Origin of the sequence: Actinocrinis sp. (assembly GCF_035946395.1) — a bacterium.
Lineage (GTDB): Bacteria > Actinomycetota > Actinomycetes > Streptomycetales > Catenulisporaceae > Actinocrinis.
Map to the genome: position 1 here is coordinate 1 of NZ_DASYZI010000253.1, position 17,760 is coordinate 17,760.

General features: G+C 69.1%; 14 protein-coding genes. 7 read left to right on the forward strand and 7 right to left on the reverse strand.

The window, feature by feature from the left end; all coding sequences use genetic code 11:
• On the forward strand, positions 1 to 225 hold a 225-nt coding region (locus VGS97_RS15605; RefSeq protein ID WP_326854243.1), incomplete at its 5' end, for an Hsp20/alpha crystallin family protein.
• A gap of 64 nt (positions 226 to 289) precedes the next feature.
• Here the strand turns inward: VGS97_RS15605 and VGS97_RS15610 are convergent.
• Positions 290 to 502, reverse strand: coding sequence for a hypothetical protein (locus VGS97_RS15610; RefSeq protein WP_326854244.1), 213 nt, complete (start codon positions 500 to 502; stop codon positions 290 to 292).
• Positions 503 to 567: 65 nt separating this feature from the next.
• A complete protein-coding gene (locus tag VGS97_RS15615) occupies positions 568 to 2,691 on the reverse strand; it encodes a glycogen debranching N-terminal domain-containing protein (protein WP_326854245.1) in 2,124 nt (707 codons plus the stop codon).
• A gap of 224 nt (positions 2,692 to 2,915) precedes the next feature.
• Here VGS97_RS15615 and VGS97_RS15620 point away from each other — a divergent pair, with 224 nt between their 5' ends.
• Genes VGS97_RS15620 through VGS97_RS15635 form a run of 4 tightly spaced genes read left to right on the forward strand, consistent with a single transcriptional unit; the run spans position 2,916 to position 7,339 of the window.
• The gene (locus VGS97_RS15620) at positions 2,916 to 3,971 is read left to right on the forward strand and encodes a LacI family DNA-binding transcriptional regulator (protein ID WP_326854246.1); all 1,056 of its coding nucleotides are present in this window, start codon (positions 2,916 to 2,918) and stop codon (positions 3,969 to 3,971) included.
• Between the two features lie 56 nt (positions 3,972 to 4,027).
• Positions 4,028 to 5,305 carry an extracellular solute-binding protein gene (locus VGS97_RS15625; RefSeq protein WP_326854247.1) on the forward strand — a complete coding sequence of 426 codons (1,278 nt, stop codon included), beginning with the start codon at positions 4,028 to 4,030 and terminating at the stop codon, positions 5,303 to 5,305.
• Between the two features lie 14 nt (positions 5,306 to 5,319).
• Positions 5,320 to 6,405, forward strand: a complete 1,086-nt coding sequence (locus VGS97_RS15630) for a sugar ABC transporter permease (protein ID WP_326854248.1) — start codon at positions 5,320 to 5,322, stop codon at positions 6,403 to 6,405.
• On the forward strand, positions 6,398 to 7,339 hold the full coding sequence (locus tag VGS97_RS15635; RefSeq protein ID WP_326854249.1) for a carbohydrate ABC transporter permease: 942 nt from the start codon (positions 6,398 to 6,400) through the stop codon (positions 7,337 to 7,339). The genes VGS97_RS15630 and VGS97_RS15635 overlap by 8 nt, the downstream gene beginning before the upstream one ends.
• A 204-nt stretch (positions 7,340 to 7,543) precedes the next feature.
• Here VGS97_RS15635 and VGS97_RS15640 read toward each other — a convergent pair whose 3' ends face one another.
• The 4 genes from VGS97_RS15640 to VGS97_RS15655 form a co-directional block, all read right to left on the reverse strand.
• Positions 7,544 to 8,614: a LacI family DNA-binding transcriptional regulator gene (locus tag VGS97_RS15640; RefSeq protein ID WP_326854250.1), complete on the reverse strand. Its 1,071-nt coding sequence runs from the start codon at positions 8,612 to 8,614 to the stop codon at positions 7,544 to 7,546.
• Between the two features lie 80 nt (positions 8,615 to 8,694).
• Positions 8,695 to 9,567 (reverse strand): carbohydrate ABC transporter permease, encoded by an 873-nt coding sequence (locus VGS97_RS15645; RefSeq protein WP_326854251.1) that lies wholly within the window; start codon positions 9,565 to 9,567, stop codon positions 8,695 to 8,697.
• Positions 9,564 to 10,538, reverse strand: a complete 975-nt coding sequence (locus VGS97_RS15650; RefSeq protein ID WP_326854252.1) for a sugar ABC transporter permease — start codon at positions 10,536 to 10,538, stop codon at positions 9,564 to 9,566. The genes VGS97_RS15645 and VGS97_RS15650 overlap by 4 nt, the downstream gene beginning before the upstream one ends.
• 168 nt (positions 10,539 to 10,706) lie before the next feature.
• Positions 10,707 to 12,032: an ABC transporter substrate-binding protein gene (locus tag VGS97_RS15655; protein WP_326854253.1), complete on the reverse strand. Its 1,326-nt coding sequence runs from the start codon at positions 12,030 to 12,032 to the stop codon at positions 10,707 to 10,709.
• Positions 12,033 to 12,341: 309 nt separating this feature from the next.
• Here VGS97_RS15655 and VGS97_RS15660 point away from each other — a divergent pair, with 309 nt between their 5' ends.
• Entirely contained in the window at positions 12,342 to 14,453 is a 2,112-nt protein-coding gene (locus VGS97_RS15660; protein WP_326854254.1) for a beta-galactosidase, read from the forward strand.
• Positions 14,454 to 14,460: 7 nt separating this feature from the next.
• Here VGS97_RS15660 and VGS97_RS15665 read toward each other — a convergent pair whose 3' ends face one another.
• A complete protein-coding gene (locus VGS97_RS15665) occupies positions 14,461 to 16,101 on the reverse strand; it encodes a glycoside hydrolase family 53 protein (RefSeq protein WP_326854255.1) in 1,641 nt (546 codons plus the stop codon).
• 376 nt (positions 16,102 to 16,477) lie between these two features.
• Between VGS97_RS15665 and VGS97_RS15670 the strand changes: the two genes are divergently transcribed.
• A partial coding sequence (locus tag VGS97_RS15670) for an ATP-binding protein (RefSeq protein WP_349262152.1) occupies positions 16,478 to 17,760 on the forward strand: 1,283 nt, incomplete at its 3' end.

The window sequence follows — 17,760 nt, forward strand, 5'->3', positions numbered from 1 at the left end:
CAACTCGCCATCAGCGGCGAACTGGACGAGCAGGAGCGGGGCGAGGGCAGCACGGTGCTCAGCCGCCGCACCGGACGGTTCGCCTACCGCACGAGCCTGCCGCGCGGCGTGAACACCGAGGCGGTCACGGCCGAGCTCAAGGACGGGATCCTGACCGTCCGCGTCCCGAAGAGCGGTGAGGCGAAGCGCCGCCATGTCGAGATCGCGGGCGTCAAGGGCGACTGAGGGCCTGCCACCTCGTGCCTTACCACCTTGCGCCTTACCGCCTCGTGCCCTGCCACCTCACGCCTTACTTCGTGTTCTGATCCGCGCCGCGGCGTCGGGCGGCGAGCATGCCTGCCCACACGAGCAGGAGCACGCCCACGGCCGCGACCACGGCGCCGAGGGCGGTGTACTGGCTGTGCCCGGTCATCACCGAACCGCGTATGGCGCCAGAGCCCTGGCCGATCCACACGCCACCGACCGCGCACATCACGACGCCGACAACCACTCGCCACCACATGGGCTTCTCCCTCGCGTTCGCCGCTCCTGATTCCTCACTTCTAACGCACGCCGGGCGTGGCCCGTTCAGCGGCGGACGGTCACGAGCCCGTCGACGTGCAACGTGCCGAACGGGCTCGGCGCGATCGGCCGGCACTCCACCCGCCCGCCGGGGACGTCCATTTCAAGGCCCAGCAATGCCTGCGTGATCGCGCCGACCGATGCCGCGGCCCACGCCTGCGGACGGCACGCGGCCGGGTACGGGATCGGGCGCGGGGTCTCGGCGCGGGCGTCGCCGCCGTAGAGCTCCGGCAGCCGCCAGCCGAAGCGCTCGGCGGCGGCGAGCAGTCCGTCGACCAGGCTCAGCGACCGCCCGCCGTGGCCTGCCACGGCCATCGCGCGGATCACGATGGCCGTGTCGTGCGGCCAGACCGACCCGCAGTGGTAGCTCAGCGGCGAGTAGCCCCGGTTCCGCGCGGACATGGTCCGCAGGCCGAAACCGCTGTCCAGGGCCGGGCTGGTCAGGCGGTCGAGCACGAGCGCGGTTTCCGCCGCGTTGAGCAGGCCGGTGCCGAGCAGGTGGCCGACGTTGCTGGTCAGGGCGTCTACTGCACGCTTCTTGCCGTCCAGGGCCAGGGCCGGGAACGGACCGTCGGCGTCCTCGGCCCAGAACCGTTCGCGGAACCCGGCAGCCAGATCCGCGGCCCAGCCGCGCAGCCGCCCGGCGAACTTCCTGTCGCTGCTGTCCTCGCTGCTGCTGTCGTCGCCACTGCCGCTGTCGACATCAGCGTCGCTGAACGCGTCGAGCAGGTCGGCGCCGTGCACGGCCGCCTCGTACGCGTAGCCCTGCACCTCGCACAGCGCGATCGGGCCCAGCGCCTGGCTGCCGTCGGCGAAGCGGATCGAGTCGCCGGAGTCCTTCCAGCCCTGATTCGCCAGGCCGTGCCCGCCGGTGTCGAGGTATTCGAGGAAGCCGTCGCCGTCGGCGTCACCGTAGTCGAGCAGCCAGCCGAGCGCCGCGCGCAGGTTCGGCAGCAACGCGCGCACCTGCTCGTCGGGCATCCCGGCGCGCCACGCGTCGTGCAGCACACACACCCACAGCGGCGTCGAGTCCACGGTGCCGTAGTACAGCGGGGGCAGTCGCATCGGCCGGCCGCCGTGCCCCACATCGTCGTGTACTGACGCGACCTGGCGCAGTTCGTGCGGGATCTTGCCAGGGGCCTGCATCGTCTCGTCGTCCACCCGGGTGCCCTGCCGGGCGGCGAGGGCGCGCAGCGTGCCCGCCGCCAGTTCCCAGCCGAACGGCAGCATGAGACGCGCGGTCCAGAGGCTGTCCCGGCCGAAGAGGGTGAAGAACCACGGAGCGCCGGCTGCCGGGAACACGTCGTCTGGCGCGTCCGCCGGGGCCATCAGCAGGGCTCGAAGATCCGCGAGCGACTGCTCGGCCAGCGCGGGCAGCCGCCGGTCGGCGCAGTCGATGCGCACGTCGCGCCAGGCGGATCCGGGACTCGCCGCACCGCGCACCGGCGCAGCCGCGACCTCGGCGCGTAGCGTCCAGCGCAGCGTGACCGAGCCGGCGGACGGCAGGTCGATCAGCCAGCTGATCGTCGCGCCGCCGCCGCTGTCTTCAGCGTCGTCACTGCTGTTGTCGTCATCGCTGTCGTCGGTGGTCGCGTGCACGCCCGGGCCTTCGGCCCGCAATTCGGCACGCACGCCGTCCGCGCCCCAGCGCAGCAGCACGCTGTCAGGAGTCTGGTTCACGACGCCCATAGTGACGCCGTGTCCGCCGTCGCCGGCTCGGCCGGACTTGACCGCCTCGATCCTGGCCAGGTCCGCGGCCAGTGTCAGTTCGACCCGTGCGCGCACCGGGATGTGCGCGTACGACAGGACACTGATCTCCTCGGCGACCTCGCCGCGCGCCACCCGCCTGGAGCGTTCCACGCGCACGGTAGGATCGGCGCCCTTGTCGCCGAGCCCGCGAACCAGGCCGGTGAACAGCGCGGCCTGCGCCCCCGTACCGCCGCCGGTCACGGGCTCGGGCTCCGAGCCGTTCACGGTCAGCAGAGACAGTGAGAGGACCCTGACGTCGGCGTGCAGTACACCCTGAGCCCCGCCGGGGCGCATCTGTCCGTCGGGCGAGCTGAGCGCGACGGTCGGCGCCTGGAGCGCCGCGACCAGATCGTGCAGCCACGGCTGGCGAAAGGGCGACATGGAGCCTCCTTGACATCACGCGGTCGGACGCCCACTATAACGGGAGTTTGAACGATCAAATCGACAGTGCGACCCACAAGCTCCCCGATTTGATCGATCAAACATGATTGATCTTAAACCCAAGTCTCGAAATGGTCACGACCCCGAGCCGACCGGACCGCGGGCGGGCGACCGCGGTCCGGTCAACCGGCGCACGGGGTGCGCCGCAGGAGGTGAGCGTCCAGGTGAGCAGTGAGGCGATGGGCCGCCCCACGCTGGAGAGCGTCGCGCGGCAGGCGGCCGTCTCCCGGCAGACCGTGTCCAACGTGCTCAACGCCCCGCATCTGGTGCGGCCCGAGACGCTGGACCGGGTGCGGGCCGTGATCGACGAGCTCGGATACCGCCCGCACCGGGCAGCGCGCACGCTGCGCACCCGCCGCTCTTATCTGATCGCCGCCCGGATGCACGCGCCCGAAGACGGGATCGGCGGCGCCGTACTCGACGCCTTCATCCATGCCCTGACTCTGCGCGCCCAGGAGCGCGAGTACCGGGTGATGCTGTTCGCGGCCGACGACGACCAGGCCGAGATCGCAGAGTACGACCAACTACTCGGCGATCACGACCTCGACGCCTTCGTCCTCACTGGTACCCACCTCGGTGACGAGCGCACCGCCTGGCTCACCGGGCGCGGCGCCGCGTTCGTCACCTTCGGCCGCCCGTGGGGCGCCGACGACGCAGGACACGCCTGGGTCGACGTCGATGGCGCGGCCGGCACCTACGACGCGACCAGGCATCTGGTCCGGCGCGGCCACCGCCGCATCGCGTTCCTCGGCTGGCCCGAGGGTTCCGGGGTCGGCGACGACCGGCGCGAGGGCTGGCGGCGCGCCTGCGCAGAGGCCGGGCTGGAGACGGCCGACCTCACCCGCGCCGTGCTGGACAGCCTGCCGACCGGCCGCGCCGCCGGGGCCGAACTGCTGGACCTGCCCGACCCGCCCACCGCGATCGTCTGCGTGAGCGACTCGCTCGCACTCGGCGCGTGGACCGAGATCACCGCGCGCGGTCTCACACCGGGCCGGGACGTGAGCGTCGTCGGGTTCGACGACTCGCCGACCGCCTCGGTGATCGGGATGAGCAGCGTCGCGCAGCCTGTCGACGACGTCGCCCGGGTCTGCATCGACCAACTCGAACAGCTCCTCGCCGAGCGCGCCGGCCCGGCCGGATCCGCCGAGACCGGCGTGCCCGCGTACGTCCCCGCCCCCGTCCTGTTGCCCCCGTCACTGGTCGTACGCGCCTCGTCGTGAGCCGCGTTTCCCCCGCCGATCTCAGACAGCGAACAGACACAGAACCGAGGAATTCAATGAAGACTCCTCAGTCTCCTCACACCCCTCTCGGCCGTACCGCCCTCGCCGGTCTCGGTGCCGTGATCCTCGCCCTCACCGCCGCGTGCGGCAGCAGCGGCGGCAGCTTCGGCAGCTCGTCGTCCGGCGGCGGCAACACCGACACCGGACCGCTCACCGTGCTGATCGGCTCCAGCGGCCCGGCGGAGACCGCCGCGGTCCAGGCCGCGGCCGCCGCGTACACCAAGCGCAGCGGCGTCAAGGTCACCGTGATCCCGGCGCAGAACCTGCAACAACAGGTGAGTCAGGGCTTTGCCTCGGGAAAGCCCGCCGATGTCTTCTACCTCGACACCAGCACCTTCCAGAGCTACGCCAAGACCGGCGCGCTCTACGCGTACGCGAGCAAGATCACTGATTCCGGTGACTTCTACCCGGCGCTCACCCAATCGTTCACGTACAACGGCACGTTCTACTGCGTGCCCAAGGACTGGTCCACGCTCGGCCTCGCGGTCAACGACGCCGACTGGTCCGCGGCCGGGCTGACCGCCTCCGACGTGCCGGCCACCTGGGACCAGCTGGAGAGCGTCGCCAGGAAGCTGACCACCGGCGGCCGGGTCGGGCTGACCATAGCCTCCGACCACGCCGGCGTCGACGAGTTCATATATCAGAACGGCGGCACGCTGCTGAGCGCGGACAAGAAGACGGCGTCCTTCGACAGCTCGCAGAACACGCAGGCGCTCGCCTTCGTCAAGAAGCTGCTCGGCGAGGGCGCGCTCAAGTTCCCCTCGGCGCTCAACGCGGGCTGGAACGGCGAGGCCTTCGGCAAGAACGCCGCGGCGATGACGATCGTCGGCAACTGGCTCGACGGTGCCATGAAGAGCGACTACCCGAGCGTCAAGTACACGGTCTACCCGCTGCCCGCCGGGCCGTCGGGAGCCAAGGCGACGCTGTCGTTCACCAACTGCTGGGGCGTGCCGGCCAAGAGCGCGCACCGGGACGCCGCGGTCAAGCTGGTCGACTTCCTGTCCTCCGGCACCCAGCAGATGACCTTCGCCAAGGCCTTCGGCGTGATGCCGTCGCGCCAGTCGGTCAAGGACCAGTGGACCGCGCAGTTCCCGGCCGACGCCGCGTTCCTCAGCGGCTCGTCGTATGCGCAGCCTGACTTGGCGCTGGCCGGCGGGACGCAGGCGATCTCGGACTACGACTCGAAGGTCGCGCAGCTGGCCTCGACGGACCCGGCCACGTTGCTGTCCAACGTGCAGAAGAACTTCGAGGCCGTCATCCAGCAGAACCAGTGAGAGTGAGCAGGCTGATGACAGCCGGGTCCTCGCCCGCGGATTCCGCCGTACGCCGGAGTCGACGCCGGCACCGGGGCGGCGGCATCCGCGGGCACGAGGCCGCGGCCGGATGGTTGTTCACCGCGCCCGCGGTGCTGCTGCTGGTGCTGTTCCTCGTCGTCCCGATCCTGATGGCCGCGTGGGTGAGCGTCAGCGACTGGACGGGGCAAGGTAACCCGTTCAGCGGAGCCGCGCACTACGTCGGGACGAAGAACTACTCCGCTCTGCTGACCCGGGACGGCCTGGCCCGCGAGGATCTGATGGCCAGCCTGCGCAACACCCTGTACTACGTGCTGCTGGTCGTGCCGACGCAGACCGCGCTGGCGCTGTTCCTCGCGGTCGTGCTCAACCGGCGGCGGCTGGCCGGGCGCGGGCTGTTCCGCACGGCGTACTACTTCCCATCGGTCACCAGCTCGGTCGCCATCTCCGTGGTGTTCCTGTTCCTGTTCGGCGGCGCCGGGGTCGTCAACACCCTGCTGTCCGACCTCGGCGCGAACGGCCCGACCTGGTTCGCCGACTCGAACGGGCTGATCCACCTGCTGCTGGACAAGCTCGGCGTGCACTCGGCGCCGGCCGTGCTGGCGAACTACGGCCTGCTCGGCCAGTCCTGGTGGGATTGGCTGTCCGGGCCGAGCGTGGCGATGACCGTGCTGATCATGCTGGCCGTGTGGACCACGTCGGGCACCTTCATGCTGATGTTCCTGGCCGCGTTGCAGAACATCCCGGCCGAGGTCGAGGAGGCCGCGCTGATCGACGGCACCAGCCCGTGGCAGCGGCTGCGCATGGTCACCCTGCCGCTGGTGCGCCCGACCCTGTTCCTGGTGCTCACCCTCGGACTGATCGCCACCTGGCAGGTGTTCGACCAGGTGTACATCATGAGCCAGGGCAATCCGGCCAAGACCACGCTGACCCCGGCGTACCTGTCGTACGCGGTCTCGTTCAACGACCAGCAGTGGGGCCAAGGCGCCGCGATCGCGTTCATCCTGTTCGCGATCATCGTGGTGCTCACGGTCCTGCAACGCTTCGTCCTGCGCACCCGGGAGGCGGTCGCCGATGAGTAGTCAGGCGAGACGTCAGGCTGCTGCGACGGCCGCGGCGACGACCGCAACTGCCGCGGCCATCGCGGAGCGCGGATCGGCGACCCGCCGCCCGAAGCCCTACCGGCCCGGCCAGCTGAGCCCTCGCGCGCGAGCGGCCAGTTACGCCGCGCTGCTGCTGTTCGCGCTGATCTACATCTTCCCGTTCCTGATCGAGCTCGGCTCGTCCTTCAAGACCGACGCCGACGCCGCGAACAACCCGCTCAATCCGATCCCGCAGCACTGGACCCTGGCCGCGTTCCACGAACTCGGCCAGCAGGACTTCCCGCGCTGGTTCGCCAACTCGGCGTTCGTCGCGCTCAGCGTGACCGCCGGGCGGCTGCTGTTCGACTCGATGGCCGGATACGCACTGGCCCGGCTGCGCTTCCGCGGCCGCGGCGCGCTGTTCTCCGCGATCATCGCGGTGCTCGCCGTTCCCGGCGTGGTGCTGATGATCCCGAAGTTCCTCGTGCTCAACGAATTCGGCATCTACGATACGTATGCTGGCATGATCATCCCGCTGGTCGCGGATGCTGCCGGGGTGTTCATCATGAAGCAGTTCTTCGAGTCGATCCCGCGCAGCGTCGAGGAGGCGGCCAGGATCGACGGCGCCGGCGTGCTGCGCACGTTCTGGTCGGTCGTGCTGCCGATGGCCCGCCCGGCGCTGATCACGCTCACCGTGCTGTCGTTCCAGGGCTCGTGGAACGAACTGTCGCACTTCATCGTCTCCCGGCAGAGCCCGCAGCTCAATACGCTGACCAGCGGCGTGGCCACCCTGGTCAGCGGCCAGCTAGGCCAGGGCAGCCAGTACCCGCTCAAGCTGGCCGCCGCGCTGCTGATGACGATTCCGGTCGCAGTGGTCTTCTTCATCTTCCAACGGCACATCGTGCGCGGTACGCAGGGCGCTGTGAAGGGGTGAACGTCCGGGGCGCCCGGGTACGAGACCAATCGCATCACCCGGTCGGGTATGGCGTGGCCCGCGAAGGCGGCCAGCTTCCTCAGAGCCCTGTCTATTCAGCCTATCCAGCACCGGGATACGGCGCATGAACAGGCTGCCGCGGACTACCGCGTTTCGATCGCCATCGCCTGACGATATCCGCGCTGGAGGGGCCGTTCCCCGGACTCAGGCGGAGGCGCGTACGACCAGTTCCGTGGGAAGTATCACGGCCGCCGGTTCCTGGCCGTCCAGCTCGGCCAGCAGCAGCCGCACCATCTCCTGCGAGATGCGCCGCCAGGGCTGGCGCACCGTGGTGAGCTGGGGGCGTGCGGCCAGGGCCGCCGGGGAGTCGTCGAAGCCGACCACGGCCACGTCGCCGGGAACCGACTTGCCCGCGTGGCCGATCGCCTCGATCGCGCCGACCGCCATCAGGTCCGAGGCGACGAAGACCGCGTCGAGGCCGGGGACGCGCGCCAGGAGCCTGGTCATCGCGGCTTCGCCGGAGGCCTGCGTGTAGTCGCCGTGCTCGACCAGGTCCGGGCCGCCTTGCAGCCCTGCCGTCGCGAGTGCGTCGCGGTAGCCGGCCAGGCGGTCACGCCCGCCAGGGGTGTCCATCGGGCCGGTGACCGTCGCGATCCGCCGCCGGCCTGTCCGCGCCAGGTGCGCGGTGGCCTGCCTGGCGCCCTCGGCCTCGTTCACCGAGACGTAGGCGAGGTCGTGCTCGTGCCCGATCGGCATGCCGCAGGCCACGGCGGGCACGCCCAGGGCGTGCAGCCGGTCGATCACCGGGTTGCCTGCGTGCGTGGAGATCAGCAGCGCGGCGTCGATGTGGCCGGCCGCGATGAAGCGCACGACCCGCTCGCGCTCCTCCCCGGTACCGGCGATCGACAGCAGCAGCGGCATGTCGTGCTCGGCCAGCGCCTGGGTGCAGCCGCGCAGCAGGATCGGGAAGTTCGGGTCCTCGAAGAACTTCTCCTGCGGCTCGGACAGGATGAACGCGACGGACCGCGAGCGCTGGGTGACCAACGAGCGTGCGTGATGGTTGACCACGTAGCCGGTCTGCTTGATTGCCTTACGCACTGCGGCCAGCGCCGTGGGGGAGACGTTCACGCCGCCGTTGAGCACCCGTGACACGGTGCCGCGCGACACCCCGGCTTCGGTCGCGACGTCTTCGATGGTGGGTCTGGCGCGCCTCGCGGCACCGGCCCCACTGCCGGCCCCACCACCGGCACTGCCGTGGCCCTCGTTCCCGCTCACCGCAGTCCGCCCTGTCTGCCCTGTCAGTCTCCGCGTCTGTGTCCGCGCACGGTCGCCGGCCGCGCCGTGCGAAAAGTCTGTCACTTGACTGATCCGGCGGAAAGATCGACCCGCCAGAACCGCTGGAGCAGCAGGAACAGCACGACCAGCGGGATGATCGACAGCATCGAGCCGGCGATGACCACGGTGTAGAGGGCGGGGGTCGCGGTGCCCTGGGTCAGCAGGGTGTAGAGGCCGACGGTGAGCGGGTACTTGGTGTCGCTGCCGAGCATGAGCCACGGCAGCAGGAAGTTGTTCCAGATCGCCACGAACTGGAACAGGAAGATGGTGACCAGCCCGGGGGCCATCATCGGCACGGCGACGCGCAGGAAGGTCCGCCACTCGCTGGAGCCGTCCATCCGCGCCGCCTCGATCACCTCGTCGGGCACGGACGCGCCCGCGTAGATGCGCGCGAGGTAGATGCCGTAGGGCGAGACGATCGACGGGATGAGCACCGACCAGTAGGTGTCGGCGAAGCCGAGCTTGGCCACCAGCAGGTACTGCGGCACGGCGAGGACGACCGCGGGGACGAGCACGCCGACCAGGATCAGGTTGAAGAAGAAGCCCTTGCCGCGGAAGCGGTACTTGGCGAACGTGTAGCCGGTCAGCGCGGACAGCGCGGCCGAGAGCACCGCGCCGCCGCCTGCGTAGATCGCCGTGTTCCACATCCACTGCCAGAAGATCCCGTCGCGGTACGAGGAGAGCTGCCGCAGATTGTCGAAGAACGCGGTGCCCGGCCGGAACGCGGACAGGTTGAACAACTCGGTGTTGTTCTTGGTGGACGCCACCACCACCCACGCGACCGGCAGCAGCGTGTACAGCACGCCGAGCAGAAGTACGGCGGTCGGCACGATCGCGACTCGGCGCGGACGACGGCTCGTCGTCATCACGTGCTTCGTCGGCACGGTGGTCATCGGGGCTCGCCTCCGAAGGTCTGGCGGCTGGTCAGGCGCAGGATCAGGAAGGAGAGCGCGAACAGCAGCGCCGCCAGCACGATCGACTCGGCCGAGCCGAGGAAGGTGTCCTGGCCGGTGTAGGCGTCGTGGTAGATCTTCATCAGCGGCGTCCAGGTCGAGGAGACCGCGCCTGCCGACATGGTGTGGATGGTGTACGGCTCGTTGAAGACCTGGAGCGTCGCGATCGTGGAGAACAGTCCGGTCATGACCAGCGACGGCCGGATCATCGGCAGCTTGATCCGCAGAGCGATCTGGAAGTCGCCGGAGCCGTCGAGCCGCGCCGCCTCGTACACCTCCTGCGGCAGGGCGCGCAGCGCGGTGTAGAGCACCATCATGTTGAAGCCGGTGCCGCCCCAGATGCCGATGTTGGCGACGGACAGGTATACGGCGTGCTGGCCGAAGAAGTTGATGCCGCTGCTGCCGAACAGCGTGTGCAGCACTGAGTCGATCGGTGAGACCGACGGCAGGTACATGAAGCCCCACAGCAGTGAGCCGATGATCGTGGGCACGGCGTAGGGCAGGAAGATTGCGATGCGGCCGAGGCGCTTGAGCCGCACCCGCTGCGCGTCGAGGATGAGGGCGAAGACGGTGGCCAGGCCCAGCATCAGCGGGATCAGGATGCAGCCGTAGAGCAGCGCGCGCAAAACGCTGTGCCAGAACTCGGAGTCGTGCAGGACGGCCGTGTAGTTGCCGAGACCGTCGAAGACCTGTTTGCGCGCGCCGGCGCCGAGACCCAGCCCCCGGATCGCGGTCCTCTGGGTGCTCAGGTAGACGGTGTAGCCCAGCGGCACGAGGAACACCGCGGCGAACAGGAGCACGGCCGGGACCATGAACGCGTAGGGCACGGCGCGCGGGGCCGGCGTCCATCGCCTTCGGGCCGGATCGGGGCCGGCGGTGGTCGGCCCGCTGACGACTGCGGTCGCCGTCATGCTCGTCTCCTCGTCTCGTCGTCGGGGTGGACGCGGGAGCTCGATATGGATTGGACACGGTGTGGGTACCGGGCCCCGCGGCCGAGTGCGGCGGCTGCGGGGCCCGGTGGCTTGGGGGCTGAGCGGTTCAGAGATGCCGCGGTTCTGCGCGGCTCAGCGGCTCGCGGCTCAACTGACCGTGAACCCGTTGCTCTTCATGTCGGCGACCACCTTCTGCTGCACGGTGCTCAGCGCGGCCAGGAAGTCTGACTTGTTGGTCGCGGCGGCGCCGAACGCGTCGCCGAAGGCGCTGTACGCGACATTGACGTCCGGGCCCCAGGTCGCCGCGGCGGCGGCCTGCGAGTACGCCTTGGCCTGCGTGTAGAAGTCGCTCTGGCCGGCGATGAACGTCGGGACGGCCAGCGAACTGCTGGACTCGGCGGTCAGTGAGGCCGGGTAGACGCTGCCCTGAGTCACCAGCAGGTCGGTGCCTTCGGACTCGTGGTTCATCCAGGCGATGAACGCGGCGGCCTGCTGCGGATGCGTCGAGTCGGAGGTAACCGAGGTGGCCGAGCCGCCCCAGTTGCCGGTCACGTGCTCGCCCGCCGTCCATTGCGGCAGTTCGGCCATCGCCCACTTGCCGGAGGTGTCGGCGGCCTCGGAGGCCAGGGTGCCCGGCGCCCAGACGGCCGCGATCCAGGAGGCGTAGGTGCCGTTGTCCAGCGCCTTGCTCCAGTCGGCGGTCCAGGCCGCCTTGTTGTCGACCGCGCCCGACTTGACCAGGCCGCCCCAGTAGGAGGCGACCTTCTGTGACGCGGCGGAGTCGATGCCCACGGACCAGGAGCTGCCGGAGGCGGTCCACCATTTGGCCCCGGCCTGCTGAGTCAGCCCGGAGAACAGGCCGCCGTCGGTGGTCGCGGTGTCGCCCATGTACGCCTTCGGATTCGCGGCGTGCAGCTTCTGCGCTTCGGCCTGGTACTCGGCCCAGGTGGTCGGCACGGTCAGGCCGTACTGCTTGAACAGGTCGGTGCGGTAGAAGAAGGCCAGCGGGGCGGCGTCCTGCGGTACGCCGTACAGGGCGCCGGTGCCGAGCGTGACCTGGCTCCACAGGCCGGCGGGGTAGTCGCTCTGCAAGCCGCCGGAGTACTTCGAGATGTCGGCGAGGTAGTTGTTCGACACCAGGGTGGGCAGGGACTGGTACTCGACCTGGGCGATGTCCGGCATCGTGTGTGCCTTGCCGGAGGTGAGCAGCTTTGTCAGTTCCGCGTCGCCGCCGGCCGCCTTGGTGAAGGTGACCTGGATGTCCGGATGCTCCTTGTTCCAGGCCGCGACGATCTTGTCCATGTTCGGCACCCACGACCAGAAGGTCAGATTCACCTTCTGGTTCGCGTTCGCGTTCGCGGACGCCGCGGCGCCGGACGAGCCGTTGGACGAGCCGTTGGACGAGCAGCCGGCGGTGAGCGCGGCCGCGGCGAGGCCGCAGACGGCCGCAGTGACGGCGCGGGAGAGCTTCATTGCCGCTCCAATGTGGTTCCGGGGGACGGGAGAGAACGCTGGTTGACGATCGGGACGCGCATTCCGGGCGGTGCGGCCGCGGTGGCGTCCGGCACGTCAGGGCCGGCCGGGGCTCTTGCGTTACGGTGTTGGCCGATGCGCCGTTGTGAACGCTCCCAGATTCGTGACAGGATCTTCTTCTGTCAAGAGACCACTTTGGGCTAGACCAGCACGAGACTGCCCCGTTATCGTCTCGTGAGCGCTCCCAAATCGGGCTGCCCAATTGTGACGGGCGGCACCGTAAGGCGTCACTCCAGCGAGGGGGAACCCATGACTGTCCAGGCTGAACGGACCGCCGGATCCGCAGCTCCCGTGCCGGCTGCGGAGCCTGGGGAAGCCGTGGCGCTGCCCTCGCCGCTGGCCGCCGGCGCGCGCTGGCCTCGCCTTGAGGCCCTCGCCTACGGAGCCGACTACAACCCCGAGCAGTGGCCGCAGGAGGTGTGGGCCGAGGACGTCGAACTGATGCGCGAGGCCGGGGTCAACCTGGTCAGCCTCGGCATCTTCGCCTGGGCGCTGATCGAGCCAGAGCAGGGCGTCTACGACTTCGGCTGGCTGGACCGGGTCATCGGGCTGCTGCATGAGGCCGGGATCGCCGTCGACCTGGCCACCCCGACCGCTTCGGCTCCGGCCTGGTTCCTGGCCGCCTATCCGCACGTGCGCCCGGTCACCCGGGACGGCGTCGTGCTCGGCGGCTCGTCGCGCCAGACCTACTGCCCGCACGCGCCCGAGTACCGCGCGGCCTGCGCGAACGTCACCGGGCAGCTCGCCGCCCGGTACGCCGACCATCCGGCCATGGTGATGTGGCACGTGCACAACGAGTACGGCGCGCCGGTTTCCGAGTGCTACTGCCCGGTCTCGGCCGCCGCCTTCCGGGACTGGCTGCGCACGCGTTACGGCACGCTCGACGCGCTCAACGCCGCCTGGACCACGGCTTTCTGGGGCCAGCACTACACCGCGTGGGAGCAGATCGACGCACCACGCCGCACCCCGATGGCCGACGTGAATCCGACGCACCGGCTGGACTTCCACCGCTTCACCTCGGATTCGCTGCTGGAGCTGTACACCGCCGAGCGCGACGTCATCAGGGCACACACCGCCCGCGTAGGGCGTGCGGACGTGCCGGTGACCACGAACTTCCAGCTGATCAACTGCAAGGCGCTGGACCTGTGGACCTGGGCGCGCGAGGTGGACCTGGCCGCGAACGACCACTACCTGGCCGCCGAGCTGCCGGACAACCACATCGAGCTGGCGCTGTGCGCGGATCTGACCCGCTCGATGCGCGGCGGCGCGCCGTGGCTGCTGATGGAGCACTCCACCGGCGCGGTCAGCTGGCAGCCGCGCAACGTGGCCAAGCGGCCCGGGGAGATGCGCCGCAACTCCCTCGCCCACGTGGCGCGGGGCGCGGACGGCGCGATGTTCTTCCAGTGGCGGGCCTCGCGCGGCGGCGGCGAGAAGTTCCACTCGGCGATGCTGCCGCACACCGGCACCGAGTCGCGGATCTGGCGCGAGGTGGTCGCTCTCGGCGCGCAACTCGCCGCGCTGCGTGAGCTTCAGGGCTCGGCGACGGCAGCCGACACGGTGGTGCTGTGGGACTGGGAGTCGTGGTGGGCGCTCGGGCAAGCGTTCCGGCCGTCGGTGGATCTGGACTTCAAGGAGCGTCAACTCGCCTACTACGAACAGCTGTGGCGTGCGCACGTGACTACCGACTTCGCGCACCCTTCCGCGGACCTGTCCGCGTACAAGCTCGTCGTCGTTCCGCAGACATACCTGATGACCACGGCGTGGGCGGACAACCTGCGCCGCTACGTGGAAGGCGGCGGGACGCTGGTCGTCTCGTACTTCTCCGGCATCGTCGACGAGGACGACTCGATCCACCTCGGCGGCTACCCGGGCGCGCTGCGTGACCTGCTCGGAATCCGGGTCGAGGAGTTTCTGCCGCTGCGCTCGGACTGGACACTGTCGCTGACCGGCTCCACCGCGGGGACGGCGACCGTGTGGGCTGAGGACGTCGAACTGCGCGGCGCGTCGGCGGCGTTCTTCTACGCGGACGGTCCGGCCGCAGGGAAGCCGGCGGTCACCCGGCACGCCTACGGAGCCGGACACGCCTGGTACGTCTCCACCCGCCCGGACCCCGCCACGCTGCGCGAGATCCTGCGTGCCGCTGCCGCGGACGCGGGCGTCACCTTCGACACCGGCACCCCCGACACGCTCGAAACGGTGCGCCGCGTGTCAGCCGACGGCGTGTCATACCTGTTCGCCATCAACCACGGCGCGACCGACGTGACCGTGCCGGCTTCGGGTGTGGATCTGCTCACCGGCGAGTCCTTCACCGGATCGACGTCCATCCCGGCCGGCACGGTACGTGTCGTCAGGTTGTCCTAACTACTTACTACCGGGCCGCGTAGTCGTTCACGACCGACAGTGCCTTGTCGGAGTAGTTGAACATCGCCTGGTTCTCCCACGAGTCCTGCGACGACGGGTTGGCCGGGTCCCAGCCGTTGCCGGAGACCACGGTCCAGGTCGGCTCCCAGTAGAACGCGCCGAGGCCCAGGCCGTTCGGCACCGCCTGGACGACGGAGAGCACGTCGCGGAAGTTCGACATCTGGCCGTACTCGCTGGCCGCGTATCCGGGGTCGAGCTCGCTCGCGGTGTCGAACGACGGGGTCAGCGAGTCGCCCGAGGTGAGCGTCCAGGGGTAGGCGGTCTCGGCGACGGCGACCTGCTTGCCGTACTTGGCGGCCAGACCGTTCAGGTCGCTCTGGAGCACGTCGAGCCGACCATGCCAGTAGTCGTAGTACGAGAGGCCGATCACATCGAAGGACACGCCGTTGTTGATCGCGTTCGTGTACCAGGTCTCCAGGGTCGACAGGCTGTCCGAGGCCGCCAGGTGCAGCATGATCCTGGCGGAGGAGTAGGCCGCCTTAACCCCGGCGATGCCCTGCTTGAGCAGCGCGGCGAGCTGCGACCAGTTCGAGGTCGATCCCAGCGACCAGAGCATCCCGCCGTTGATCTCGTTGCCGACCTGCACCATCGCCGGGGGCGTGCCCTGTGCGACGAGGTCGCCGACCACCTGCTTCGAGTAGTTGTAGACCTGGGTTTCGAGCTGGCCGAGAGTGTCCGACGACCAGGCCGCCGGCATCGTCTGGTGGCCGGGATCCGCCCAGGTGTCGGAATAGTGCAGGTCGAGCAGGATCTGCTGGCCGTAGGTGTTGTGAGCCTGCTTCGCCATCGCGAGCAACTGGCTTTCGTTGTCGAACCCGTCGGACGGGTTCACCCAGACGCGCAGCCGGACGTAGTTCATCCCGGCTCCGGACAGGATCTGCAACGCGTTTTGCGCGCTCCCCGACGAGTTGTAGTAGACGCCGCCGAGCTGTTCACCGCGATACAGGCTGGACACGTCGCCGCCACGGATCGCGACGGGCGCGGAGCCCGCGGTGAAGGTGACGTCGTCGTAGTTCGTCCACGCCCCGGCCGCGGAGGCCGAGTGGAAGTCGATGTAGCAGGTGCTGCTGGTGACGTTGGCGTAGGTGACGATGTGGACCCAGTTGCCGTCCGAGTTCGACGGGACGTACGTCTTCGGCGTGGTGCCGCCGCAACTGGTCATGGTGATCCAGTTGTTGCCGCCGGTGTCGTTCGAGCGCACCCAGACCCCGAGCGTGTAGTTGCCTGCGGTGATGTTCGTGATCTGCTGGAACGTGTCGACGGTGTAAGCCGAGGCCGAGTAGTGGCTGAGCCGGTAGGAGCCCGAGCGGCCGCCCGACTCGGTGTACGACGCGGCGGTGGTCCCGCTCTTGGACCAGCCGGTCGGGTTGGCGGTGCCGGTGCCGTCGGCCTCGAAGCCCGGGTTGATCACGGTCGGCGTAGTCGTCGCCGAGGCAGGGTTGGCGGCCGCGAAGGCCGAGAGGCTGACGGCGCATAGCGCCAAGGCGAGGGTGAGCACGGCCCGCCGACTCGTGCGGAGGGTGCTCAGGGTGCTTAGGGCGCTGTGCCTGCGGTGGGTATGGCTGCGAGGCCGGGACGGATGACGCATCATTGCGGCTCCTGGATCGATGACGAGGGTACGCCTGCACATCTGCACATCTGCACATCTGCACGTCGTGATGTCTGCACATCTTGACGTTTTGATGTTTTGACGTTTTTGATGTCTTACGTCTGCACATCTGGTGCTGCACTCGGGCCTTGTTGGAGCTCATTCACCCGCACTCTGAACTGGGAGCGCTCCCAAAGCTCGGCAGCAGATTTCTAGCACCGCCCACCCATACCTGTCGATGAGCTGGGCAGTACTCATCAACAAAGACATGGGAGCGTGCCCGGTCACCGTCCTGGAACTTTCAGTCCAACGACATGAGATACTCTCGCCAGCAATAGTATTGCCATCGATAGTATCGAAACTCCCTGGAGGTCCCATGGCGGAGTTCGTCGGCAGAAAGCGTGAGCTTGCCATACTCAACCGGGCCCTGCGCGACGTGAACGACTCGGCGGGCTTCTCGAAACCCGGCCGGTGTCTGATCCTGCGAGGTCGCCGCCGGATCGGGAAGTCCGCGCTGGTTGAGGAGTTCGTCCGACGCAGCGGTGCGCCCTACGTCTTCCACACGGCCGAGATCGGATTCGGCGACGATCCGCTGGCCGAGTTCATCCGCGACGTGGCGGTCTCGACCTTGCCCGGCGCGGAGCTTTTCGCCGACGCGACACCCGGAAACTGGGCCGCCGCATTGCGGCAGCTTTCCGGAATCCTGCCGGAAGACCGGCCCAGCGTCGTGGTTCTCGACGAGGTTCCTTATCTGATGGACGAGGCCGGGGCGTTCGAAAGCGTGCTACAGCGTGCGTGGGACCGCGAGCTCTCGCACAAGCCGCTGCTCCTGCTGCTGATCGGCTCCGACCTGTCGATGATGGAGGCGCTCACTTCCTACGGCCGACCGTTCCATCAGCGTGGTGCCGATATGACGATCGGTCCGCTGAATGTCGGAGACGTCGCCGCGATGACCGGTCTGGGCGCGGCCGACGCGTTCGACGCGGAGCTCGTGACCGGCGGGCTTCCCATCGTGTGCGCGCGGTGGCGTCATGGAGAGGATCTCTGGTCGTTCCTGGAGCATGAACTCGCCGAGCCGGTCAGCCCGCTGATCGCCTCGGCGCAGCTTTCCCTCGCCGCGGAGTTCCCGGACCAGGCCCAGGCCCGCGCCGTGCTCGGAGCGATCGGCAGCGGTGAGCGGACCTTCACGAACATCGCGCGCGCAGTCGGCGTCTCCCACTCGACTCTCGTGCGCGCGGCGGAGCTGCTGGTCCAGAAACGGATCGTCGCTGCCGAACTGCCCGTCTCACTCCAGCCCTCGAAGGAGCGCCGCTACCGGATCACGGACTCCTACCTGCGCTTCTACTTCGCATTCCTTGGCTCTCACCTGGCCGAGATCGATCGAATGCGCTCGGATCTGACCCTGCAAAGAATCAAGCGAGGCTGGCTGGCATGGCGGGGCCGCGCGATCGAGCCTCTCGTGTGTGAGTCGCTCATGCGCCTGCTGCCGAGCCAGGGCATCCCCGTGGCGCCCACCGTCGGCGGATACTGGACCCGGAGCAACGATGTCGAGATCGACATCGTCGGCGCGGACAGAGAGCCGGTCGCGAGGGAGTTGCTGTTCTTGGGCTCCATCAAATGGCTGGAGAACGCGCCGTTCGATGCTCACGACCTGGTGAC